The organism is Streptomyces sp. NPDC046887, assembly GCF_040644755.1.
Lineage (GTDB): Bacteria > Actinomycetota > Actinomycetes > Streptomycetales > Streptomycetaceae > Streptomyces > Streptomyces lichenis.
This window is the reverse complement of sequence record NZ_JBEYXH010000001.1, coordinates 211,030-232,588: the sequence shown is the minus strand read 5'-3', so window position 1 is coordinate 232,588 and position 21,559 is coordinate 211,030. Positions and strand designations below refer to the sequence as shown.

Here is a 21,559-nt window from a genome sequence, read left to right as displayed (position 1 = left end):
TGACCGGACGGGGGACGGGGGATGCGTCAGCGCCCCAGCCGGCTCAGCTCCCCCATGGCCTCGCGTTCCAGGCGGGCGAGCTCGGTCAGCAGGTCGCCCGCCTGTCCGAGGCCGTGCTCCTCGCCCGTCTCGCCGGCCCGGGCGATCAGTGCCGCGACCTCGGTCCACCCCTGCGCCGCCTCGGCGTACAGCCGGTGCCCGGTCCGCAGGCGACCGCTGTCCAGCAATCCTGCGCACTCGGCGAGGAAGTCGCGGTAGAGGTTGCGGAAGAGGGCGCCGCCGGTGCCGCCCTCCTCCATCAGCAGGGCGGCCCGCGGCAGGTCGCGCGCCGGGTCGGCGGCCCGCCGGAACCAGCCGCGCACCAGCTTTCCGGCCTTCTCGATGCCCCGGTGGCCGAGGTTGGCGATGGGCGGGGCGAGGAAGGCGTCCGCGCAGGCGGTGACGGCCGGGACGATCGCGTCCGGCAGGGAGGGCGGGTGTGCCGGGGCGGTGAGGGTGAAGGACCGGTGCCGGGCGGTCATCGGGCCGCGCTCGGCGCGGGCCCGGGCGAGCCCGGTCAGACTGGTGGACACCCGGCCGCCCTGCTGGGCGGTGTCCACCAGATACGCGTCCGTGTCGTCGTAGCCGTAGAGGGCGACGACGTGCCCGCCGAAGTGCGTCTTCGGTGTGAAGTAGTCCAGGTGGTAGCTGTCGAGCTGGAGTCCGACGGGCTGCCCGGCCTCCAGCGGCGCCACCACGTTCTCCCAGGCCCTGCGCGGGGAGGCGGTCTCCCGGACCCGGAGGTCGAGGCCGAGCCGGGCGGCCAGGTTCCTGGTGAGCTCGAACGGCTTGACCCGGCCTCCCAGAAAGGGGACGTCCATGCCCTTGGCGTCCCAGTAGACGAAGGACAGTCCGGAGCCGAGCCCGAAGAGCATGGCCTCGGACAGGTCGAGCCCCTGGTGCCGCAGCAGCACCCCCAGGGCCGTGGTCTCGCAGTGCCGGGTCGCCCGTACGTCGACCCGGACCGCCTTCCTCACCTCGTACGCTCGCTCCTCCACACCACCATGATGGCCCGGCCGACCCGCCTCACCCCGGGGTCGCGTCGCGCCAGGCCGCCTCGAACTCCTCGGCGCCCGTCTCCCAGGACGCGTACCGCGGGTCCCAGAGGTCCATCGGCGGATTGAACAGCCAGTCCTCCGGGGTGGTCCGTACGGAGCTGCCGTCGGCGGCCACCTCCACCTGGCGCAGCCGCCGGCCGTCCGGCCCGAGCTCGCAGACCAGACAGCTCCCGTCGCCGTCCTCCTGCCACCGCAGATACACCCGCTCCCGCCCGGCCAGCGCGCCGAACCCGGGCTCACCGCGCTGGGCCTCCCGCTGGGCCCGCAGCGAGCTGAGCGCGTCGGGCCCGGGCGCGTCCAGGTCCACCTCCTCCAGCCCCCAATCCGCCGCGCGGGCGCGGGTCTCCGGGTCGGTGACCACCTCCACCTCGGCGACCTCGCGCGGGATCTCCTCCGCGGAGGCGGCCCACACCCACCACCACACCCCGCCCATGCCGTAGTCATGGACCACCAGGTGCCGTGTCTTCCCCGCCGCGGTCTCCGCCGAGGTCTCCGTGTCCGCCACCGTCTGCCCGTCCCCCACGCGTCCTCCTGCCGGGACCACTACTCCCGATCGCCGGCGTCCCAGTCCTCCGGCAGCCGGGGCCCAGTGCCCCGGGTCCATACCACCCGCAGCGCCGAGCCGGAGATCCGCCAGCCCTCCGCCGTCCTGACCAGCTCCGTCACCGTATGCCCCGCGGAGACGAACACACCCCCAGAGCCGTCCCCCGAGCCGTCGGCCAGTACATGGGTGCTCAGCTGGGCGCCCCGGGCCGTGGCCCGATCACCGTCCACCTCGATGACGTTGCCGGTGCCCAGGTGCACGGTCCGGTCGAACAGCGCCATGGCCCGCCGGATCCGGGCCAGTACAGCGCTCCGGCCGCGGACGGTGCCCACGGGCATCTCGGCGCTGACGTCCTCGGCATAGAACCTCCGCGCCCACTCCTCGTCGAACACCCCCTCGTCCAGGGAGCGCAGATAGCGGTCCAGCAGATCGGTGATCTCCGCGCGGTCGGTCAGCGCCTGCAACTGCCGCCGCATCTCCTCGGTGTCCATACCGGCAGACTTCTGCCTCAAGCGCGGTTGAGGTCAAGCGGCCTACTCTTCTGCCCATGCCGAGTATCAGGGTGGGGAACGACACCGATCGCATGCTCACGGTCCGGGTGGAACCGCTGGGCGAGGACTTCTGGTTGAAGCCTGGCGAACGCCTCACCCTCGTCGCCCGGGCTCCGGAGGGCCCGGACTCCGGCGAACCGCCCTTCGAGGTCACCCAGCACGACAGCGGTGTGAACGTATGGAGCCACCTGGACGTCGAGCCTGTCGCCTACGACGGGTCGGGCACCGAAGTGCACTGCGGCCACCAGCGGCCCGCCGAGCCGCCACCCCCGGGCGACGAGACGGAGTACCTGCTGAGCAGCCCCGCCAACGCGCGCCGTCTGGCGGAGTCGATCGAGGAGTTGGAGGGCGGCGGCCGCACCCCCGCCCCCACGTGACCGGATCGCAACCGAACCCCCTCTTGACCGAGACCCACCACGTGAACGCCCGGTTACGCTCGGCGTTCATGACCGATCGCGCCGAGCAGCCTGACGAGCAGAGCCCCCAGAAGCACCCCGAGCCGCCCGTGTATGTGGTCGGCGGCGGGCCCGGGGGGCTGGCCGTGGCGGCGGAGCTGGGCAGACACGGGGTGCGGACGGTCGTCCTGGAGAAGGCGGACGCGGTCGGCGCCTCCTGGCGCGGGCACTACGACCGGCTGCGGCTGCACACCACCCGGCGGCTGTCCGGGCTTCCGGGGCTGCGGATGCCGCGGTCGTTCGGGCGCTGGGTGCGGCGGGACGATGTGGTCCGCTATCTGGAGAAGTACGCCGAGGTGCACCGGCTGGACGTGGTGACCGGGGTCGAGGTCAGCCGGATCGAGCGGGAGCCGGACGCGGGCGGCTGGGTGCTGTACGCGAGCGGGGGGCGGCGGCTGGTCGGGCGGGCCGTGGTGGTGGCGACCGGGTACAACCACACCCCGAGGGTGCCGGACTGGCCCGGGAGCGAGGCGTACCAGGGGGAGCTGGTGCACGCGGGGGCGTACCGCGACCCGGCGCCGTACGCGGAGAAGGACGTGCTGGTGGTGGGCGCCGGGAACACCGGTGCCGAGATAGCCGCCGACCTCGCCGAGGGCGGCGCGGGGCGGGTGCGGCTGGCGGTGCGGACGGTGCCGCACATCGTGCGCCGCTCCACCCTCGGCTGGCCCTCGCAGCGGACCGCGCTCCTGGTGCGGCGGCTGCCGGTGAGGCTGGTGGACCTGGCGGCGGGTCTGCTCTGCCGGGTCGCGATCCCGGACCTGTCGAAGCACGGGCTGCCCCGGCCGGACACCGGGCTGTACTCACGGGTGCGGCAGGGCGCCATCCCGGTGCAGGACGTCGGGCTGATCGCCGCCGTACGGAGCGGCCGGGTGGAGATCGTGGCCGCCGTGGAGGGCTTCGACGGCGGCGAGGTGGTGCTGGCGGACGGCAGCCGGATCGCCCCGGACGCGGTGATCGCGGCGACCGGCTACCGGCGCGGTCTGGAGGGGCTGGTCGGGCACCTGGGCGTGCTGGACGAGCGGGGGCGGCCACGGGTGCGGCGGGCCCGCTCGCCCCGGTCGGCGCCCGGGCTGTACTTCACCGGCTACACCAACCCCATCAGCGGGATGCTGCGCGAACTCGCCCGGGACGGGCAGAAGATCGGCGGTCGGATCGCCCGGCGGGAGGCCAGGGCCTCGGTGCGACGGGACCGCCGGGAGGCCCGGGCGGCCGAGCGGGAGCGCCGCTCGGCCCCGGTACGGGGCGCCGCCCAGCGCTGACCCGCCCCGGGCACCCGGCCGGGCGGCTACGCGGTGGCGGTCGAGGGGAGCGGTGGCCGCGATGCCGGGGGCGCCGGAGTGCGGTACGCGGCGAGGAAGACCCGCACGCCCGCCTCGGCGTAGTGGTCCAGTTCGGCCTCGGTGTGCACGGGGCCGCCGGTGAACATGGCCTGGTTCACCGGGATCCACAGCAGCAGGCCGGCGAAGTGGTCGGCGGCCAGCATCGGGTCGTCGATCCGGAGCAGCCCCTGCTCGGCGAGGCGCCGGAAGCTGCCGGCCAGGCTGGCAAGGCCCCGTTCGAAGCCCTGCCGGTACCAGGAGGCGCCCAGTTCGGGGAAGGCGTCGGCGTTGGCGATGATCAGACGCCGGAGCCGGAGCACCTGCGGCTGGGTGAGCGCCCGCAGGAACTCCCCCGCCACGCGGGTCAGTTCGGCCTCCAGACCGGCGGCGTCGGCGGGGATGTCGGACACCAGGTCGATCACGCCCTCCACCCGGTCGGTGGTGGCGAGGACGATCTCGGCGAACAGCTTCTCCTTGTCGGCGAAGTGCTTGTACACGGTCTGCTTGGAAACGGCGGCCAGCCGCGCGATGTCGTCCATGCTCGTCCCCGCGTAGCCCTTGTCGAGGAACACCGCGGTCGCCGCCTCCAGGATCGCCTGGTGCTTGCGTGCTGAACGGCTGTCCATCGTCCTCCCCTTCCCTCTTCCTTGCCCTGCCCCGGAAAGAGTACTGGACTGACCAGTACTCAGATGGGTACTGTACCGTCCAGTTCCGAAGAGGCGCCGGGCAACGGGTCCCGCGCTCGGACTTCTGACGACGGGGGTGGGTCCGCGATGGACGGCATGCGCACGGACGGCAGCACGGACACGGCTGTACACGGGAACGTGGCGGGGGACGAGGTGACCTCGGCGGACGGCACGGTGATCGCGTACCGGCGGCAGGGCTCGGGCCCCGCGGTGGTGCTGGTCTGCGCCGCCCTGATGACCCAGGGCGCCTACGCCCCACTCGCCGCGCTGCTGGCCGAGCACTTCACCGTCCACACCTACGACCGCCGCGGCCGCGGTGACAGCGGGGACGCGGCGGAGTACGACGTCCAGCGCGAGATCGAGGACCTGGACGCGGTGATCGGGCGCGCGGGTGGCGAGGCGATGGTCTACGGCATCTCGTCCGGCTCCGTGCTCGCTCTGGAGGCGGCGGCCCGGGGCAGCGCGATCTCCCGGCTGGCGCTGTACGAGCCGCCCTTCATCGTGGACGGCAGCCGCCCGCCGCTGCCCGAGGAGTACGTCGAGCACCTGAAGGCGCTGGTGGCCGAGGAGGCGTACGGGGACGCGGTCGCCTACTTCATGACCGCCGCCGTCGGTATGCCCGGCGAGATGGTGGCGGGAATGCGCCAGTCGCCCTTCTGGGCCGGTATGGAGGCCGTCGCCCGCACCCTGCCGTACGACGGGCAGGTCATGGGCGACACCATGTCCGGCCGCCCTCTCCCCCTGGACCGCTGGCGGTCGGTGACCGTTCCGGTCCTGGTCGCCAGCGGTGGCGCCGGGGAGGCGTTCATGCGGACCGGGGCGGAGGAACTGGCCCGTACGGGCGAGAACTTCACCACCCGCACCCTCCCCGACCAGGACCACAACGTGGACCCGGCGGCGCTGGCCCCCGTCCTCCTCGACTTCTTCGGCGCCGCCGCCCCCGCCGGGCGGTAGAGCGGACCCGGCCGCACCGCGCCCCCGTCACGCCGTCACGGCGGGGGCCCGGCGCCCGGGGCGGAGCACCAGGGCCATCAGGGCGGCCGCCGCGCACAGGGCGCCGGAGGCGTACCAGACGAGGTCATAGCTGCCGAAGACGTCCCGGGCGACGCCGCCGAGGAAGGCGACGAGGGCGGCGCCGACCTGGTGGGAGGCGAGGACCCAGCCGAAGACGATGGCGCCGTCCTCGCCGTAGTGCTCCCGGCACAGGGCGATGGTGGGCGGGACGGTGGCCACCCAGTCCAGGCCGTAGAAGACGATGAAGAAGACCATCGGCGGGTGGACGGCAGGGGCCAGCAGCATGGGGAGGAAGAGCAGGGAGACCCCGCGCAGGGCGTAGTAGACGGCGAGCAGCCGGCGGGTGTCGAAGCGGTCGGTGAACCAGCCGGAGGCGATGGTGCCGAGGACGTCGAAGACGCCGATCACCGCGAGGAGCGAGGCGGCGGCCGTCATCGGCATCCCGTGGTCATGGGCGGCGGGTATGAAGTGGGTCTTGACCAGGCCGTTGGTGGTGGCCCCGCAGATCGCGAAGGTTCCGGCGAGCAGCCAGAACGGCCCGGTGCGGGCGGCGCGCAGGAGGACGGCGAGCGCGCGGCGGGCCGCCCCCGGGACCGGCGGCGGCTTGGGGACGAAGGTGTCGGAGCCGTACGGGGCGAGCCCCACGTCGGCGGGGTGGTCGCGCAGCAGCAGCCAGACGAACGGGACGACGGCGAGCGCGGTCAGCGCCACGGTGATCGCGGCGGGCCGCCAGCCGTGCCGCTCCACCAGCCAGGACAGCAGCGGGAGGAAGACCAGCTGGCCGGAGGCCCCGGCGGCGGTGAGGATGCCGGTCACCAGTCCGCGCCGGGCGGTGAACCAGCGGCCGGTGACGGTGGCGGCGAAGGCCAGCGCCATGGAGCCGCTGCCCAGTCCGACCAGGACGCCCCAGAAGAGGACCAGTTGCCAGGCCGCGGTCATCCAGACGGTGAGCAGCGAGCCGGTGGCGATGACGCAGAGCGCCACCGCGACGACCCGGCGGATGCCGAAGCGGTCCATCAGCGCGGCGGCGAACGGCGCGGTCAGCCCGTAGAGGGCGAGGTTGACGGAGACCGCGAAGCCGATGGTGCCGCGCGACCAGTCGAACTCGTGGTGCAGCGGCTCGATCAGTAGTCCGGGCAGCGAGGCGAAGGCGGCGGCGCCGACGATCGTCACAAAGGCGACGGCGGCGACCGCCCAGGCGAGATGGAACCGGGGCGCGCGGGACGGGGGCGGCAAAGGAGTGGTGGGCGGCGGGGTCGTCTGGGTCACGGGTGACAGCCTTCCGGCCGCCGGACCATCGGACGAGTGGCCTGAATGACAGCGTTCGCTAGGATCGGGCCATGAGTGGGAGAGATGAGGGGCGTACGGGGGCGGGGGCGCCGCATCGGGTGGTGGTGCTGGCGCTCGCCGGGCTGCTGCCGTTCGAACTGGGCATCCCGCACCGGATCTTCGGCAGGGCGGTCGATAGTGCGGGGCGGCCGCTCTATACGACGGTGACCTGCGGGCTGGCGGCGGGACCGGTGCGCACCGACGCCGACTTCGACATCCGGGTGGAGCACGGTCCCGAGGCGCTGGCCACCGCCGACACGGTCGTGGTCCCCGCCTCGTACGAGCTGGGGCCGGTGTACGCGCAGGGGCGGCTCACCCCCGAACTGGCCGCCGCGCTGACGCACATCCGGCCCGGCACCCGGCTGGTGTCCATCTGCACCGGCGGGTATGTGCTGGCCGCCGCGGGCTTTCTGGACGGGCGCCCGGCGACCACCCACTGGTCCTCGGCCGAGCACTTCCAGCGGCTGTTCCCCGCCGTACGGGTCGACCCGGATGTGCTGTTCATCGACGACGGGGACGTGCTGACCTCGGCCGGGGTGGCGGCCGGGATCGACCTGTGCCTGCACATCGTGCGGCGCGACCACGGGGCGGCCGTCGCCAACGCGGTGGCCCGTCGCACGGTGGTGCCGCCGCATCGGGACGGCGGGCAGGCCCAGTTCATCGACCGGCCGGTGCCGGACGAGCGGCTGGCGACCACCGCGGCGGCCCGCGCCTGGGCGCTGGACCGGCTGCACCAGCCGCTCCAGCTGCGGGACCTGGCCGGGCAGGAGTCGATGAGCGTACGGACGTTCACCCGCCGCTTCCGGGAGGAGGTGGGCGTCAGCCCGGGGCAGTGGCTCACCCGGCAGCGGGTGGAGCGGGCCCGGCAGCTGCTGGAGTCCACCGATCTGCCGGTGGACCAGGTGGCGCGGGACGTCGGCTTCGGTACCGCGCAGTCGATGCGGGCGCACCTACTGGCCGTGCTCGGCGTTCCCCCGACGGTCTACCGCCGCACCTTCCGCGCCCGCGCCCCGCGGGACGTCGGGCCGGAGGCCCGGCAGGGAGCGCGGCCGTAGCAGCCGGCGCTCGCCGAACGCGCCTCCGGCGGTGAGGAGCAGCCCCAGACCGACGGCCGCCAGGATCGCGGTGGACGGGGCCACCCAGTGCAGCAGCGCTCCGGCGAGCGCCCCGCTGACCGCGTACCCGGCGCCCACGAAGGCGTAGTTCACCGAGAACCCGGCGGCCAGCAGGCTCGGTGGCAGCACCTGGCGGAGCTGGAGGTTGCGGGCCAGCCCGATCACCGACTGGCAGACCCCGGCCAGCAGCAGGGCGGCGCCCACAGCGGCGAGCCAGGGCAGCAGGGCGACGGCCACCACCAGGGCGAAGACCACCGGCAGGATCGCCAGGCACTGGACGGCGGGGCTGCCGGGCAGTGGGCGCAGCCCGTAGAGGAAGGCGCCGAGGGCCATCCCGACGGCGTACCCGGCCAGCAGCGGCCCGGCCCAGCCGATGGCGACCGACCGCTGCTCCAGCAGGGCGGGCAGGATCAGCTCGGCGAGCGCCAGCACCGACAGGCTCGCCGCCCCCAGCACGTACACCGGCCAGGCGCGGGCCAGCCGCCGGGTCCGCGAGGCGCCGGCCGGGGCCCCGTCGGCGTCCGGCCCGTCCGGCTCGGCGGGCCAGCCGGCGGGCAGCGCCCACAGCCCGGCGACCGAGGCGGCCATCAGCACACCGGCCAGCAGCATCGGCGCGCACGGCACGACCCCGAGGGCCAGTCCGGTGGCCGCGGCGGGCGAGACGGCCCAGATGCCCGAGACCAGCATGGTCTCCAGGCTCATCGCCGGGGCGACCGCACCGGGCGGCACCATCCCGGCGAGCACGGCCCGCAACCCGCCCGAGGTGGCCGCCGGGACGGCCCCCGCGAGGAACGCCAGGACCCCCAGCAGCGCCGGGTGGCCGCCTTGCGCCAGGCCGAGCCCGAGGAAGGCGGCCGCCCCGCCGGCGAGCCCGCCGACCAGCTGGGGGCGGGCGTTCTCCGGCCGCATCCGGGTGCCGAGCACCGGCGCCCCGACGATCTCGCCCAGCACATAGGCGGCGGCCAGCACCGCGCCCAGCGAATACCCGCCGGGCCGTTCACGGACCATCAGCACCAGCGCCAGCGGGGCCATCGCCACCGGCAGCCGCGCCCCCACGGAGACGGCGCACCAGACGAGAACGGGCCGGGTGGCGAGTGATCGGTATCCGGGCATGGCACCGAACGTATCGAAGGGTGCCGGTGCCGGGTCCACCGAATTCCCCCGCCCAGCGGCCGCCGGGTCGGTGGGCGCCCAGCTCAGCGGCCCGCGGCGGCGTCCTGGGCGGCACCCCCGGCGTCCGGCGTCCCGGGCAACCTTGCCGGCGGCGATCCGCCCGGGACGGGCGCGTCCGGCGTCCAGGCGGCCCCGGACGCGAGGGGCGGCAACCCGCGTGCGGCGGGCGGTCGAGCAGACCGGAAGCGGCCCGGGACTCCACTGCGGGGCAGGCCGAAGGGTCCCGGCCGCCCGATGGGCGCCCCCGGGCGCCCGCTCAGCGACCCGCGGCGTCCTGGGCGGCCTGTTCCAGGCGGGCGCGGTGCTCGGCCCACCACGTCTCGTCACCGGGCGGGATGTTGGCGGACGCACGGGTCGCGCCCACGCTGCCGTCCAGGGACTCGCGCAGGATGTCGGCGTGGCCCGCGTGCCGCTGGGTGTCGGATATGACTCGCACCAGGATGTGGTGCAGCGTCACCTCGGCCCGCTCCTCGGGCCACCAGGGCACCCGGCCGACCGCGTCCAGCGGCAGCGCGCCGACCGTGTCGTCCGTGTGCCGCCAGGCCGCGCGGTACAGCCCGGTGATCCGGTCGCGGGACTCCTCGGCGGTGGCCCACATGTCGTCATTGGGCTCGGCGGCCCGGGTGTACCACCAGACCGGGGGCTCCTGTCCGGCGAAGTACGGCCGGTCGAAGGTGTCGCCGAAGTACGCCAGCTCCACCCCCGACGCGTGCTTGACCAGCCCCAGCAGATTGGTGCCGGTGGGGGTGAGGGGACGGCGGGCGTCGTACTCGGAGAGCCCCTCCAGCTTCCACAGCAGGGCGTCCCTGGCGTCCTGGAGGTAGCGGAGCAGCTCGGCCTTGGCCCGCTCGTCCCCGGCCCGGTGGTCTCTCGCCTGCGGTGCGGTCATATCAGCGAGTCTGGCACCCGGCACTGACAGCGGCACCGGCACCGGCGCTGACGGCCGACCGTGCTCCCGCCCCGATCGGGGCCGGGGCCGGTCACCAGGGCCGGGCGCCGAAGGCGGCGGGGGAGGCGACGGGAGAGGGCTCGGTGGCGGGCTTGTCCTCGCGGTCCACCTCGCACCAGATGCTCTTGCCGCCGCCCTCGCGCTGCCAGCCCCAGCGGTCGGCCAGCCCGTCGACCAGTTCCAGGCCGCGCCCGCCGGTCTCCTCGCCGGTGGCCTGGCGCGGACTGGGCGGACGGGCACTGGTGTCGGCCACCTCCACCCGTACCGTCCCCGCCTTGCCGGCCACCGGGCCCGCACCGGACAGCATCCGCAGCACGGCCGGACACCCGGTGTGCACCACGGCGTTGGTGACGAGCTCCGAGACGATGAGCACCAGCGTGTCCGCCAGCGTCTCGTCGTCCCCTATCCCCGAGCCGGTCAGCAGCGACCGCGCCCACGAGCGGGCGCGTCCCACCTCCGCGGGATCGGGACCGATCTCCAACTGAACCTGAAGCACCTGCACCGCTCACACCACCCGAATCGGCGGACACTTCGCCTCATGTCTCACAGCGACCACAGCCTCAACAGTCGTCGTCACCGAACGTGATTCTCCGTGCCGCACAGCATGGTTGACGTACAGTCACCGCAACAAGCGCTACGGGCATATTCCAGCGCGAAGGAGTACGCGTACCGCATACTGTGCGACCCCCCGGCCGGGCAGTCGAACGGTGGGGTCTACGCCGCTGCCGGTGAACCGTCCACATCCCCCGCAGCGTACCGGAGTGCAATCGCGACTCCGGCGTGTGACCGGCGCCCCCCTGCGCCGAACCGATGCGCCCCTGTCGGCGTCCACGCTCCGTGAGCGCCGGTCGTGCGCCGGGCATGATCGAGCCACGGCAGGCGGTCAGTGGTCGGCCGCACCCGGGTCCTCGGTGACGAAGTAGCGGGCGAAGGCCGCGACCGCCTCCTCCTCGTCCACCAGACCGCTGCGATCCACATCCAGGCTCTCCGCCGCCAGCGCCGCCGCGTGCGCGTCGACGCCGAGCGCCCGCAGCGCGCGCTCCACCTCCCCGGTGGTGGCCCGGCGGTCGTCGTCCTGGTCGGCGACGAGCAGCAGCCCGCGCACGAACGGGCGGGCGATCTCGGCGAAGCGCTCGGGGTTGTCGCGCAGCCGCTTCACCGCGCCGTGCACGAACTCCTGCCGGCTGACCCGCTGGTCGCCGTCCACGTCGGCGATCCCGGCCACGCCCTGCCAGAAGGCCTCGGCGCCGTTCGCCAGTGACTGCCCGGCGTCGGACCGGTAGCGCTTGCCGAACTCCTCAAGGACCCGGCTCGCCGCGGTCGAGAAGTCCTCGCGGGAGATATAGCCGTTGCCGTCCTGGTCGAAGGCGTCGAAGCGGGAGGCGATCCGGCGCTGGTAGAGCTGCTCTGCGTCCATGCCGGGAGGGTACCCGCGAGGCGCGCCGCGTCACCCGGCCGGCCGGTCACCTGCCAACTGCCGCCCGCCGCCGGGACGCACGGCCTTCAGGCGGAGAGCTGCTCGTCGTTGTCGTCGCGGGTGGCGGCGGGCACGTCCGGGTAGACGGCGAACAGCCGCCGCACCCCGAGGGCGCTCATCACCCGGTTGACGTGGGAGCCCTCCACCGCGCCCCGGGCGGGCAGTATCAGCCGCAGCCGCCCCCGGCAGGAGTGCAGCAGGCGGCGGGAGGCGATCAGCACCCCGACCCCGCTGGAGTCGCAGAACAGCACCTCGGACAGGTCCAGGACGACATCGTGGCGACCGTCGGCCACCGCCTCGTGCACCCGCCTGCGTACCACCGGCGAGGAGACCAGGTCGAGTTCTCCCTGGATGCTGAGCACCGTCCAGGAACCGTGCTCGGCCTCGTCCACCGTGAGCGTCACACCCCTCACCCTTCGCCGATCCGCCAGGACACCCCGCAGGGACCCCCGCGAGAGAACCGGAAGCACCAGTTCCTTATCGGCGGCTGCTGCCCGGTCGTCCTCCCATGAAACACGATGGTGCCGCAGTGACGTTTCCCTCTACCACTCCCGGGCCGCCCGGGGGCGCACTTGCGGCAAAGAAAGGCGCGTTGCCGGGGGTGCGCACTACATTCGAGAGGAACGGCCGAGAGGAACGGCGGCAACGGCGGCATTCGATGAGGGCCGGCAGCGCGTCCGGGCTCGGGAGGGCTCCCCATGGCGAAGGACACACCACCGCGCTGGGACCGCAGGATGCAGCAGCGGCTGTCGCGCGGCGAGGCGGCCGCGCTGGGCGAGTTGTACGACCGCTTCGCCTCCCTGGTGCACAGCACGGCCTACCGGGTGCTGGACGACGAGGAGGCCGCGGACCGGGTCACCCGGGAGGTCTTCGGCTACGTCTGGGAGAACCCGGACGCCTATGAGCCGCGCCGCGACGGCTCCATGCGCTCCTGGATCGCCAAGCTCAGCCGGCGGCAGGCCGTGCACCGCCTGCGCCAGGCGGAGACCCGGGCGCAGTTGGAGCGGGGCGGGGGCGGCGCCGAGGACGCCGAGGAGGTGGAGCGGAAGGTGCGGCGGGCGGCGGTGTCGGCCCGGGCGGACTTCATCGTGCGGTCCATGCCCACCCCGCTGCGGCTCGCGCTGGAGTCGGCGTACCTCCAGCGCCGGGACTACCGGCAGACCGCGGCCGAGCTGGGCGTGACGGAGGACGAGGCCCGGCGCCGGCTGCGGCTCGGGCTCCAGCTGCTCGCCACCGCCAACACCGGCCCGCTGGACGGGCGGGCGCTGTGAGCGGCGGTTTCGAGGACGAGCGGGGCGGGGCCGGCGGCGCCCCGCGCATCCCGGGGCCGCGCTGGGCGGCCGACGACCACGGCGTACTGCCGCCGGAGGGCGAGCCCGCACCGGAGACCGAGGCGGTGCCGGCCGCTCCCCTGGTCCTGACGCACAGTGTGCTCCAGTCGCTGCTGGGGGCCTGGGCGCTGTCCGTCTGCTCGGCCGAGGAGACCGACGCGGTCGAGGAGCACCTCACCGCGTGCGCGCCCTGCGCCGAGGAGGCGCTGCGGCTGCGGGACGCGGTCGGGCTGCTCCACCACGAGGTGGCGCTCGACCTGGATCCGCTGCTGCGCTCACGGGTGCTGGAGAACTGCCTCGGCCGCCGCCCGCCGACCATACCGGTGCCCGACTGGGCCGGTCCGTACGACGCGGAGACCGCGCGGCTGGACGCGCTGCTGCGGGACCTCGGCGAGGGCGAGTGGCACGCGCCGGTGGAGCTGCGGTGGTTCGACGGCCTCCGCCCGGCCAGCCGGCCCACCACGGTCGCCGGGGTGATCGGGCATCTGACGGCGGTGGACGGGCTGGTGGCCTCGGCGCTCGGGCTGGACCGCGGCCCCGGGCCGAGACCGGGGCCGGGGCAGGGGCCGGGCGCCGGTACGCCGCTGGAGCGGACCGAGGCGCTCTGGTCGCGCTGGCCGGAGGACGGGCCGCCGCCCACCCGGGCGGTCCGCGGGCCCTGGCGGGAGCAGGTCCACACCCTGCTGCGCACGGTCTCCTTCGCCGGCCGGGGCGCCCCGGAACTGGCCGTCTCCTACGGCGGCTTCACCCTGCCGCTGAAGGACTCGCTGCTGGACCGGGCGTTCGAGTGCTGGGTGCACGCCGAGGACATCGCGTTGGCGGTGGACTACCGCTATGCCCCGCCGAGCGGCGCCCATCTGCACGACATGATCGACCTGGCCGCCCGGATGCTGCCGACGGCGCTGGCCGAGCGGCGCCGGGCCGGTCTCGCGGCACCGGGCGCGCTGGCCGAGGCGGGGGCGCCGGGCCGCACGCTCCATCTGGAGATCGAGGGCGCGGGCGGCGGTGACTGGTACATCGCCCTGGACTCGCCCGCCGCCCTCGGCACCCCGGACCGCAAGATCGCCCAGGTGGCACTGGACGGGGTGGAGTTCTGCCGGCTGGTGGCCGGCCATGTCGAACCGGAGGAGGCCGCCGCGGGCCAGGACGGCGACCGGGCCGCCATCCGGGACACCCTGCTGGCGGCGGCCTCGCTCAGCCGGATGTGACGCCGCCGGTCCCGGATGCCGTACGCGGGAGGTCAGGCGAAGACGACCGTGCGGCGGCCCCGTATCCGTACGAAGGACTACGCGAAGACGACCGTGCGGCGGCCGTTGAGCAGGATGCGGTGCTCGGCGTGCCACTTCACGGCGCGGGCGAGCGCCTGGCACTCCACGTCGCGGCCGATGCCGACCAGCTGGTCGGGGGTGACCTCGTGGCCGACCCGCTCGACCTCCTGCTCGATGATCGGGCCCTCGTCGAGGTCGGCGGTGACGTAGTGCGCGGTGGCGCCGATCAGCTTCACCCCGCGGGCGTGCGCCTGGTGGTAGGGCTTGGCGCCCTTGAAGCTCGGCAGGAAGGAGTGGTGGATGTTGATGATCTTTCCGCTGAGCTGCTTGCACAGGTCGTCGGAGATGACCTGCATATAGCGGGCCAGGACGACCAGCTCCACGTTCTCGGCGCGCACCAGCTCCAGCAGCCGCGCCTCGGCCTCGGCCTTGTTCTCCTTGGTCACCGGGATGTGGTGGAAGGGGATGCCGTAGGAGGCGGCCAGCTTGGCGAAGTCGGTGTGGTTGGAGACCACGGCCACGATGTCGACCGGCAGCGCCCCGATCCGGGTGCGGAACAGCAGGTCGTTGAGGCAGTGGCCGAACTTCGACACCATCAGCACGACCCGCATGCGCTCGTCGGCGCGGTGGATCTCCCAGTCCATGGCGAAGGAGTCGCCGACCGCGGCGAAGCTCGCCCGCAGCTTGTCCACGGTGACCGGGGACTCGGCCGAGAAGTGGACCCGCATGAAGAACAGGCCGGTGTCCCGGTCGCCGAACTGCTGACTGTCCTCGATGTTGCAGCCGGTGATGAAGAGATAGCTGGAGACGGCGTGCACGATGCCCTGTTTGTCCGGGCAGGAGAGCGTGAGGACGTACTGGTCGGTCATCCCGGCAGGATGCCATATCGGGGCCGGTCGGACCGACGGCCGTCCGGTGGCCGGACCCGGCGCGACCTCGTACGGGGACGGCCTGGCCGTTGGGTTCGCGGGCGGCCGGCTCAGGCGGCGCGGGTGAGGGCGCGCAGGGCGTCCAGGGAGCCGGGCGGCTGGTCGGGGTCCTCGCCGTCGCCGGCCGCCAGGCGTATATGGGCCTCGCGGGCGGCCCGTACCGCCTCCGGCCAGCCGGAGTGCTCCAGATACGCGGAGACCGGGGCGTCGGCGCCGACCTGGTGCATGATCCGCAGCACCCGCAGCACCGCGACGTCCACCAGGGCGGCCTCGCCGGAGTCGCGGAAGATCGTGCCGACGTACTTCTCGGCGGACCAGTTGTCCAGCCAGGTGTCCTCGACCAGCCGGTACACGGCGTCGGTGACATCCCCGTAGCCCTCCCGGCCCGCCAGCCAGCAATCGTGGTGGAAGACGGGGTCGGAGAGCATGTGCAGCGCCGAGCGCACGTTCGCGCGCCAGCGCCACCACGGCAGGTCGGTGAGCGGCATGCCGCCCATGGTGGAGGAGCGACGGCCGCCACGGGAAGGGTTCACGGAAGCTGACACGTTTCGATCGTACGTTCCCCTTCCGGGCGGACGGACGGCTCAGGGCGTTCACCTCGCCGTCATCCTCCGTTGCGCGCGTCACACTCCCGCGTTACGGATGAGGCGGAAGTGTGCGTGTCCATGACCGGTTACGGCAGGCGACTCTCCCCCCTCCGCTTTCCCTTCCGACTCTCCTCCGCACCGCTGTGGAAGACGGCCGTGGCGCTCGCCTCGGCCTGTCTGCTGACCCCCCTGACCACCGGCTGCGGGGCGCTGCCCGGAGTCGGGGACGCCGACGGCGCCGTGACGGTGATGACCTGGGCACCCGCGGACACCTCGGCGACCAACATGCCCGGGATGCCGGCCATGGCGCAGGCCTACGCCCGCTGGGTCAACTCCCGCGGCGGCCTGGGCGGCCGCGAGCTGCGGGTGCTCACCTGCAACGAGGGCAACGACCCGGCCCGGGCCGCCGACTGCGCCCGCCGCGCGGTGGACGAGGGCGCGGTGGCCGTGGTCGGCTCGTACAGCCGCAACAGCCGGGCCGCGCTGCCGCCGCTGGAGGCCGCCGGCATCCCGTACATCGGCGGCTACGGCGTCACCGACGACGAGTTCTCCAGCCCGGTGTCGTACCCGGTCAACGGCGGCCAGTCGGCGCTGCTGGCCGGCAACGGCATCCAGCTCGCGGGCGTCTGCGAACGGGTCTCCCTGGTCCGCCCGGACTCGGTCTCCGACAGCGTGCTCTCCGCCCTGCTCAACTCCGGCCTGGCGGAGGGCGACCGGCGCACCGCCGCGGACATCCCGGCCGCGGTGGACGCCGGCGAGTACACCGAGGCCGCCCTCGCCTCGCGCTCCCGGGCCGGGACCTCGGGCGGCTGTGTGACCGCGGCGCTCGGCGAGCGCACCGCGCACTTCTTCGACTCCTTCCGCCGGCTGCCGCCCGACGGCCGCCGGGTGCGGGTGGCCTCGGTGCTCGGCAGCGTCGACCAGCCGCTGATCGACCGCACCGGCGGCGCCCGGGGGCCCTTCGAGGGCGCCTATGTCACCGGCTGGTACCCGGAGTCGGGGGACCCGCGCTGGGGCAGGATGCGGGACGTGATCCGGGCGCACGCCTTCGACGACGACCGCATCGACCCGGCCGACACCGGGGTGCAGACCACCTGGATCGCGTACACCGTGCTGTCCCAGGCCGTCGCCTCGCTGGGCGAGGACGCCCCGGTCACCTCCGAGGCGCTGCTCGCCGCGTTCACCCGAGGGGTACGGGTGGACACCGGCGGGCTCACCCCCGAACTGCGCTGGCGCTACCAGGACATGCTGGGCGAGCCCGACTTCCCCCGGATGGTCAACCGCCAGGTGACCTTCCAGGTGGTGCGCGACGGCCGGCTCGTGGCCCAGCGCAAGGGCTTCGTGGACGTGGCCGGGACCATGCGCAAGGCCAGTCTGTAGCCCTCGGTGGCGGTGGCCGCCGGGGCGGTGCGGATGCGGCAGGGCCCCCGCAGCGACTACAGCTGCTCGGGCTGGTGGGGGGTGAGTCCGTACTTCCCGGCGATGCCGTTCCAGAGCGGGGCGGCCTTCCGCTTGGCGGCGGTGGCCTCGCCGCTGGCCTTGTTGGCCTGGGCGGTCGCCCCGGTCGAGCGAGCCTCGCCGCCCTTGCAGATCTTGCGGCCCTTGGCCTGGTCGGCCCAGGTCGCGTAGTGGTCGTCGGCCCGCGCGGAGGCCTGCCAGGCCTCGGTGAGCGCCGAGGTCAGCTCGGCGTGGCCGGGGAGCTTGTCCACAGAGAGCTGCTGGAGCTTGGTCACCAGCCCCCGGCGCTGCCCGGCGGCGCCCCGCAGATCGGTGGCGGCCTGGTCCAGGCCGTCGCAGCGCTTGATGCTCTCCACCGAGCGGATCACCGCCGCGCGGCTGTCGTTGCTCTCCGCGAGCAGCTTGTCCAGCGCCTCGGCCTGCTTCTTCGCCGGGTCCTCGGGCGCCGGGGAGGAGCCCTTGCCGCCGTCCGGGGTGGGCGAGCCGGCGGCGACCGTCCCGGTGCCGGGCGAGGCGTCGCCCCCGGGCTCCTCGCCGCCGCTGAGCAGCGCCCCCGCGCCCAGCCCGAGCACGGCGCAGCCGACCACCACGGCGGCGATCAGCGGCACCTTGGACGAACGCTGCGGCCGTGAATCCCCGTAGCTGTCCTTGTCCCCGCCTCCGCCGCCGTAGACCGGCGGTACGGGGGCGCCGGGACCCCGGCCGCCGCCCACGCCGGTGGGCGGCTCCTGCTGGTAGCGGGGGATGTGCTGGGTCGCCCCGGCCGCGCCGGCCGCCTGGGCCTCGCTGCGGAACAGGTTGTCGAACTCCGCCGGGGTACGGCGCTCCTCACCCGGGCCCGTCGTCCCGTACGGCTGCCCGGGCACCGGCGGCAGGTACTGGGTGGCGTCGGAGTCCCCGGCGGCCTGGGGCGGCGGCGGGGCGCCGGGCCCCTCTGCCGGGACGGCGCCGAGGAAGCGGGTGGACTCGCCCGCGTGCTCGGCCGGCAGCGCGCCCGGGCCGGAGCCCTGGGGCCCGCCGGAGGCGACCGGCGGCAGGTACTGGGTGGCGTCCGCGTCACCGCCGGCCGGCCGCTGCGGGGCCCCGGACGGCGCGGCCTCCGGCGGCAGCGGCTGCGCGCCGTTGGACGGCGGCTCCGACTGGGCGGGCGGGTAGCCGTAGCCCTGCGGGGGCTGCGGCGGCTGCTGACCGTACGGGGACGGGGGGCTCTGCGGCGGCTGCTGACCGTACGGGGACGGGGCGGCGGCCGGAGGCTGCGGGTAGCCGTAGCCCTGCTGGGCCGCCGGGGGCGGATAGCCGTACCCCTGCGGCTGCTGGGGCGGGTAGCCGTAGCCCTGGGCCGGCTGCGCGGGCGGATAGCCGTAGCCCTGCGCGGGCTGCTGACCGTACGAGGACGGGGGGCCCTGCGGCGGCTGCTGACCGTACGAGGACGAGGGGTGACCGTAGGGCGGCTGCGGGTCGCCGCCGGCCGCCCAGGGCTGCCCGCCCGCCGGGCCGCCCTGCCGACCGCCCTGCGGGCCGTCCTGCCGGTCGCCGGGCACCCAGGGCTCGCTGCCGTCGCCGGGCAGCACGACACCCTCGTGCGCGGGGCGGGCCGCCGGGTGGTGCGGCTCGGGGCCCTGTCCACTGTGCGTCGTCACCGGGACTCCTGTGTTTCGGCCTGTCGTCAACCTACGGAAGCGTCGCCTCACGCTACCGGGTGGTGACGACAGGGCGCACACCTGTCTGGTCACGGTGGCCACGGCCCCGCACGGCGCCCGGCCCACCGGGCACCGTACGGCTCGTCAGGCGGCCTGCGGCTCCAGCAGGGCGCCGAACTCCCGTACCGCGGGCTCGTTCCCGTACGGCTCCAGGCGTTGCCGCAGGTCGTCCAGGTACTCGGCGCCGCGCGAGGAGCGCAGGGTGCCCAGGAGTTCGGCGGCCCGGGTGCCGGTGGCGCAGGCGGCCTCGATCTCGCGCTGCTGCACCTGCGCGGAGGCCAGCAGCACCAGGCCGATCGCCCGGCGCCGCGCCTTGGTCTCGGGCAGGGCGGCCAGCGCCTCGTTCGCCGCCCGCTCGGCCTCCTCCGAGCGGCCCAGATCCCGCCAGCAGTGGGCCAGTTCGTCGGAGAGGTAGGCGTGGTCGAAGTGGGCGATCCACTCCGGATCGTCGCCCGACTCCGGGTCGGCCCGGTCCAGCGCGGCCACCGCCCTGGACGCCGTGTCCCGGCAGGTGCGGGCGTCCCCGAGCAGCGCGTGCCCGCGGGCCTCGGCGGCCAGGAACATCGCCTCCGCGCGCGGGGTGACGCGCCCGCGCGCCCCCTCCTGCGCCGCCCGGGCCAACTGGGCGATCTCCCGCGGGTTCCCGAGCTCGGCGGCGAGGTGGCTCATCGAGGCGGCCAGCACATAGCCGCCGTAGGCGCGGTCGTCGGCGGCCTGCGCCAGCCGCAGCGCCTGGATGTAGTAGCGCTGGGCGAGCCCGGGCTGCCCGGTGTCCACCGCCATGTACCCGGCCAGCTCGGTCAGCCGGGCGACGGCCGCGAAGAGCCGTCTGCCGACCGTGTCCCGGTAGGAGCCGGACAGCAGCCCGGACACCACGCTGTTGAGGTAGTGCGCCACCACCGGGCGGACATGCCCGCTGCCGAACCGGTGGTCCAGCTCGACCAGCGCGTTCGTCATCGCCCGCACCGCCGCCACGTCCGCCTCACCGACCCGGGACCCGGCCTGCCGCGCCACCTGGGCGTCCGCCGCCGTGATCAGCCAGTCCCGACTGGGCTCCACCAGCGCCGAGGCGGCGACCGTCGAGCCGGACAGGAAGTCCCGCCGCCCCACATCGCTCCGCCACAACTCGGTGACCTGCTCGATCGCGCCGAGCACGGTCGGCGAGAACTGGAGCCCCACTCCGGAGGCGAGGTTCTTGCCGCCTGCCATGCCGATCTCGTCGATGGTGACGGTCCGGCCGAGCTTTCGCCCCAGCGCCTCCGCGATCAGCCCCGGCGCCCGGCCGCGCGGCTGCTGGCCGCGCAGCCAGCGCGCCACCGAGGTCTTGTCGTAGCGCAGGTCGATCCCGCGCTCGGCGCCGACCATGTTGACCCGGCGGGCGAGCCCGGCGTTGGAGCACCCCGCCTCCTGGATGAGCGCCTGCAGCCGTTCGTTGGGCTGACGGGCGACTAGCGGTCTCGCTGCCATTGACTACCCCCTGCTGCCCCGGCGGTCGGTCCGTCGGATCTCCGCGGATGTCGTGTGTGCCGATATGCCGGCGATGGATGTCCGTGAATGAATGCCCGGGCGGTCTGCGAAGAATGCGGTTGTTGGTGACGGATGCGCGGGATGTGTACGGGAACATGCGGGCCGTTGACGGGTGACGGGTACACGGACCCCGTCGGCGCCACGGCACTTGCTACCCCGTCGAGCGGCCCGGCGCCCGCGCGCGCCCCCGCCCGTGCACCGATGCGCCGTGGGCGGGGCATCGGTGCGCGGACGCGCTCCCCTCCCTCCCTTCCCGCGCCCGGCCCCCCGCGGGCCGCACACCGCCCGGCCGCCGCCGCCCCACCCCGTAACCCCCTCCCACGAGGGAAGTTGAGACATCCGTGGAAGAGGTGGAGGAGACCGTGGAAGAGACCATCGGAGTCACGGAGGCCGCGCGCATCCCCCAGCAGCGCGGCGAGCAACTGCTGGACTGCGCCGTGCGGTACGCGGAAGAGCGCCACTGGGACGTGCTGCCGGGCACCTGGCTGGAGGTGGCCGACGGCCGGGAGCTCTGCTCGTGCGCGGACGCCGCCTGCCCGCAGCCCGGCGCCCACCCGGCCCGGCCGGACTGGGCGAACCAGGCGACCGGCAGCGCGACGGCGGCGCGGCGGCTGTGGGGCAAGCAGCCCCGCGCGTCGATCCTGCTGCCCACCGGCCGCACCTTCGACGCGCTGGACGTGCCGGAGTCGGCGGGCTTCCTGGCCCTGGCGCGGATGGAGCGGATGGACCTCACCCTCGGACCGGTCACCCGCACCCCGGACCGCCGGATGGTCTTCCTCGTACTGCCCGGCGGCGCGCCCAAGGTCCCCGACCTGGTGCGCAAACTCGGCTGGTCCCCCGCCGGTCTCGACCTGATCGCCCGCGGCGAGAGCTCCTACGTCGCCGCGCCGCCCACCCGCATCGGCGGCCCCGGCGCGGTGCAGTGGGTGCGCCGCCCCACCCAGGCCAACCGCTGGCTGCCCGACGCCGAGGAGCTGATCAGCCCTCTCGCGTACGCCATCTCGCGCGAACGGGCGGACAGGTCGGCATAGCCGACGCCACCGCGGCCGG

Annotated in this window: 22 protein-coding genes; 8 read left to right on the top strand and 14 right to left on the bottom strand. The window is 74.6% G+C overall.

Features of this window, described 5'->3' with window-relative positions:
• Positions 1–26 precede the first annotated feature (26 nt).
• From ABZ945_RS01110 to ABZ945_RS01100, 3 genes are read right to left on the bottom strand one after another with little or no spacing between them, the layout of a single operon-like run.
• Positions 27–1,037, bottom strand: a complete 1,011-nt coding sequence (locus ABZ945_RS01110; RefSeq protein ID WP_361261887.1) for a BtrH N-terminal domain-containing protein — start codon at positions 1,035–1,037, stop codon at positions 27–29.
• A gap of 28 nt (positions 1,038–1,065) precedes the next feature.
• Entirely contained in the window at positions 1,066–1,620 is a 555-nt protein-coding gene (locus tag ABZ945_RS01105) for a hypothetical protein (RefSeq protein ID WP_361261884.1), read from the bottom strand.
• A 20-nt stretch (positions 1,621–1,640) separates the two neighbouring features.
• Positions 1,641–2,132, bottom strand: a complete 492-nt coding sequence (locus ABZ945_RS01100; protein WP_361261881.1) for a nuclear transport factor 2 family protein — start codon at positions 2,130–2,132, stop codon at positions 1,641–1,643.
• Between the two features lie 56 nt (positions 2,133–2,188).
• On the opposite strand from ABZ945_RS01100, the gene ABZ945_RS01095 reads away from it, so the two are divergent.
• Together ABZ945_RS01095 and ABZ945_RS01090 are read left to right on the top strand one after the other, a co-directional pair.
• The gene (locus ABZ945_RS01095) at positions 2,189–2,569 is read left to right on the top strand and encodes a hypothetical protein (protein WP_361261878.1); all 381 of its coding nucleotides are present in this window, start codon (positions 2,189–2,191) and stop codon (positions 2,567–2,569) included.
• 68 nt (positions 2,570–2,637) lie between these two features.
• Complete coding sequence (locus tag ABZ945_RS01090) at positions 2,638–3,906, top strand: NAD(P)/FAD-dependent oxidoreductase (protein ID WP_361261875.1); 1,269 nt, start codon at positions 2,638–2,640, stop codon at positions 3,904–3,906.
• A gap of 26 nt (positions 3,907–3,932) precedes the next feature.
• On the opposite strand, the gene ABZ945_RS01085 is transcribed toward ABZ945_RS01090, so the two are convergent.
• Positions 3,933–4,592 carry a TetR/AcrR family transcriptional regulator gene (locus ABZ945_RS01085; RefSeq protein ID WP_361261872.1) on the bottom strand — a complete coding sequence of 220 codons (660 nt, stop codon included), beginning with the start codon at positions 4,590–4,592 and terminating at the stop codon, positions 3,933–3,935.
• Between the two features lie 147 nt (positions 4,593–4,739).
• On the opposite strand from ABZ945_RS01085, the gene ABZ945_RS01080 reads away from it, so the two are divergent.
• Complete coding sequence (locus ABZ945_RS01080) at positions 4,740–5,606, top strand: alpha/beta hydrolase (RefSeq protein ID WP_361261869.1); 867 nt, start codon at positions 4,740–4,742, stop codon at positions 5,604–5,606.
• A 27-nt stretch (positions 5,607–5,633) separates the two neighbouring features.
• On the opposite strand, the gene ABZ945_RS01075 is transcribed toward ABZ945_RS01080, so the two are convergent.
• On the bottom strand, positions 5,634–6,935 hold the full coding sequence (locus ABZ945_RS01075) for an MFS transporter (RefSeq protein ID WP_361261866.1): 1,302 nt from the start codon (positions 6,933–6,935) through the stop codon (positions 5,634–5,636).
• A gap of 71 nt (positions 6,936–7,006) precedes the next feature.
• On the opposite strand from ABZ945_RS01075, the gene ABZ945_RS01070 reads away from it, so the two are divergent.
• Complete coding sequence (locus tag ABZ945_RS01070) at positions 7,007–8,050, top strand: helix-turn-helix domain-containing protein (protein WP_361261863.1); 1,044 nt, start codon at positions 7,007–7,009, stop codon at positions 8,048–8,050.
• Here ABZ945_RS01070 and ABZ945_RS01065 read toward each other — a convergent pair.
• From ABZ945_RS01065 to ABZ945_RS01045, 5 genes are all read right to left on the bottom strand, one after another.
• Positions 7,946–9,223: an MFS transporter gene (locus tag ABZ945_RS01065; RefSeq protein WP_361261860.1), complete on the bottom strand. Its 1,278-nt coding sequence runs from the start codon at positions 9,221–9,223 to the stop codon at positions 7,946–7,948. The genes ABZ945_RS01070 and ABZ945_RS01065 overlap by 105 nt on opposite strands.
• Positions 9,224–9,539: 316 nt before the next feature.
• On the bottom strand, positions 9,540–10,172 hold the full coding sequence (locus ABZ945_RS01060; protein ID WP_361261858.1) for a DinB family protein: 633 nt from the start codon (positions 10,170–10,172) through the stop codon (positions 9,540–9,542).
• A 91-nt stretch (positions 10,173–10,263) separates the two neighbouring features.
• The gene (locus ABZ945_RS01055; RefSeq protein WP_361261856.1) at positions 10,264–10,734 is read right to left on the bottom strand and encodes an ATP-binding protein; all 471 of its coding nucleotides are present in this window, start codon (positions 10,732–10,734) and stop codon (positions 10,264–10,266) included.
• A gap of 381 nt (positions 10,735–11,115) precedes the next feature.
• Positions 11,116–11,649 (bottom strand): EF-hand domain-containing protein, encoded by a 534-nt coding sequence (locus tag ABZ945_RS01050; RefSeq protein WP_361261853.1) that lies wholly within the window; start codon positions 11,647–11,649, stop codon positions 11,116–11,118.
• A gap of 86 nt (positions 11,650–11,735) precedes the next feature.
• On the bottom strand, positions 11,736–12,113 hold the full coding sequence (locus tag ABZ945_RS01045; protein ID WP_361261850.1) for an STAS domain-containing protein: 378 nt from the start codon (positions 12,111–12,113) through the stop codon (positions 11,736–11,738).
• Positions 12,114–12,407: 294 nt separating this feature from the next.
• Between ABZ945_RS01045 and ABZ945_RS01040 the strand changes: the two genes are divergently transcribed.
• Together ABZ945_RS01040 and ABZ945_RS01035 are read left to right on the top strand one after the other, a co-directional pair.
• Complete coding sequence (locus tag ABZ945_RS01040) at positions 12,408–12,980, top strand: sigma-70 family RNA polymerase sigma factor (RefSeq protein WP_361261847.1); 573 nt, start codon at positions 12,408–12,410, stop codon at positions 12,978–12,980.
• Positions 12,977–14,248, top strand: coding sequence for a maleylpyruvate isomerase N-terminal domain-containing protein (locus ABZ945_RS01035; RefSeq protein ID WP_361261844.1), 1,272 nt, complete (start codon positions 12,977–12,979; stop codon positions 14,246–14,248). Before ABZ945_RS01040 ends, ABZ945_RS01035 begins: the two co-directional genes overlap by 4 nt.
• Before the next feature lie 77 nt (positions 14,249–14,325).
• Here the strand turns inward: ABZ945_RS01035 and purU are convergent, their stop codons facing one another.
• Both purU and ABZ945_RS01025 read right to left on the bottom strand, forming a co-directional pair.
• Positions 14,326–15,177 (bottom strand): formyltetrahydrofolate deformylase, encoded by an 852-nt coding sequence (gene purU / locus ABZ945_RS01030; protein WP_361261841.1) that lies wholly within the window; start codon positions 15,175–15,177, stop codon positions 14,326–14,328.
• A gap of 110 nt (positions 15,178–15,287) precedes the next feature.
• Entirely contained in the window at positions 15,288–15,734 is a 447-nt protein-coding gene (locus ABZ945_RS01025; protein ID WP_361262876.1) for a hypothetical protein, read from the bottom strand.
• Between the two features lie 168 nt (positions 15,735–15,902).
• Between ABZ945_RS01025 and ABZ945_RS01020 the strand changes: the two genes are divergently transcribed.
• Complete coding sequence (locus ABZ945_RS01020) at positions 15,903–17,204, top strand: ABC transporter substrate-binding protein (protein WP_361262873.1); 1,302 nt, start codon at positions 15,903–15,905, stop codon at positions 17,202–17,204.
• A gap of 56 nt (positions 17,205–17,260) precedes the next feature.
• Here ABZ945_RS01020 and ABZ945_RS01015 read toward each other — a convergent pair whose 3' ends face one another.
• Together ABZ945_RS01015 and ABZ945_RS01010 are read right to left on the bottom strand one after the other, a co-directional pair.
• On the bottom strand, positions 17,261–18,922 hold the full coding sequence (locus tag ABZ945_RS01015) for a hypothetical protein (RefSeq protein ID WP_361261838.1): 1,662 nt from the start codon (positions 18,920–18,922) through the stop codon (positions 17,261–17,263).
• 144 nt (positions 18,923–19,066) lie between these two features.
• On the bottom strand, positions 19,067–20,449 hold the full coding sequence (locus ABZ945_RS01010) for a transcriptional regulator (RefSeq protein WP_361261835.1): 1,383 nt from the start codon (positions 20,447–20,449) through the stop codon (positions 19,067–19,069).
• Between the two features lie 422 nt (positions 20,450–20,871).
• On the opposite strand from ABZ945_RS01010, the gene ABZ945_RS01005 reads away from it, so the two are divergent.
• Positions 20,872–21,540 carry a bifunctional DNA primase/polymerase gene (locus tag ABZ945_RS01005; protein ID WP_361261832.1) on the top strand — a complete coding sequence of 223 codons (669 nt, stop codon included), beginning with the start codon at positions 20,872–20,874 and terminating at the stop codon, positions 21,538–21,540.
• The last annotated feature ends 19 nt before the right edge of the window (positions 21,541–21,559 follow it).

Coding starts and splice junctions, on each gene's coding strand:
- ABZ945_RS01090 (WP_361261875.1), top strand. CDS start 2,638: ATGACCGATCGCGCCGAGCAGCCTGACGAGCAGAGCCCCCAGAAGCAC.
- ABZ945_RS01040 (WP_361261847.1), top strand. CDS start 12,408: ATGGCGAAGGACACACCACCGCGCTGGGACCGCAGGATGCAGCAGCGG.
- ABZ945_RS01070 (WP_361261863.1), top strand. CDS start 7,007: ATGAGTGGGAGAGATGAGGGGCGTACGGGGGCGGGGGCGCCGCATCGG.
- ABZ945_RS01080 (WP_361261869.1), top strand. CDS start 4,740: ATGGACGGCATGCGCACGGACGGCAGCACGGACACGGCTGTACACGGG.
- ABZ945_RS01050 (WP_361261853.1), bottom strand. CDS start 11,649: ATGGACGCAGAGCAGCTCTACCAGCGCCGGATCGCCTCCCGCTTCGAC.
- ABZ945_RS01060 (WP_361261858.1), bottom strand. CDS start 10,172: ATGACCGCACCGCAGGCGAGAGACCACCGGGCCGGGGACGAGCGGGCC.
- ABZ945_RS01065 (WP_361261860.1), bottom strand. CDS start 9,223: ATGCCCGGATACCGATCACTCGCCACCCGGCCCGTTCTCGTCTGGTGC.
- ABZ945_RS01010 (WP_361261835.1), bottom strand. CDS start 20,449: ATGGCAGCGAGACCGCTAGTCGCCCGTCAGCCCAACGAACGGCTGCAG.
- purU (WP_361261841.1), bottom strand. CDS start 15,177: ATGACCGACCAGTACGTCCTCACGCTCTCCTGCCCGGACAAACAGGGC.
- ABZ945_RS01095 (WP_361261878.1), top strand. CDS start 2,189: ATGCCGAGTATCAGGGTGGGGAACGACACCGATCGCATGCTCACGGTC.
- ABZ945_RS01085 (WP_361261872.1), bottom strand. CDS start 4,592: ATGGACAGCCGTTCAGCACGCAAGCACCAGGCGATCCTGGAGGCGGCG.
- ABZ945_RS01020 (WP_361262873.1), top strand. CDS start 15,903: ATGACCGGTTACGGCAGGCGACTCTCCCCCCTCCGCTTTCCCTTCCGA.
- ABZ945_RS01100 (WP_361261881.1), bottom strand. CDS start 2,132: ATGGACACCGAGGAGATGCGGCGGCAGTTGCAGGCGCTGACCGACCGC.
- ABZ945_RS01025 (WP_361262876.1), bottom strand. CDS start 15,734: ATGGGCGGCATGCCGCTCACCGACCTGCCGTGGTGGCGCTGGCGCGCG.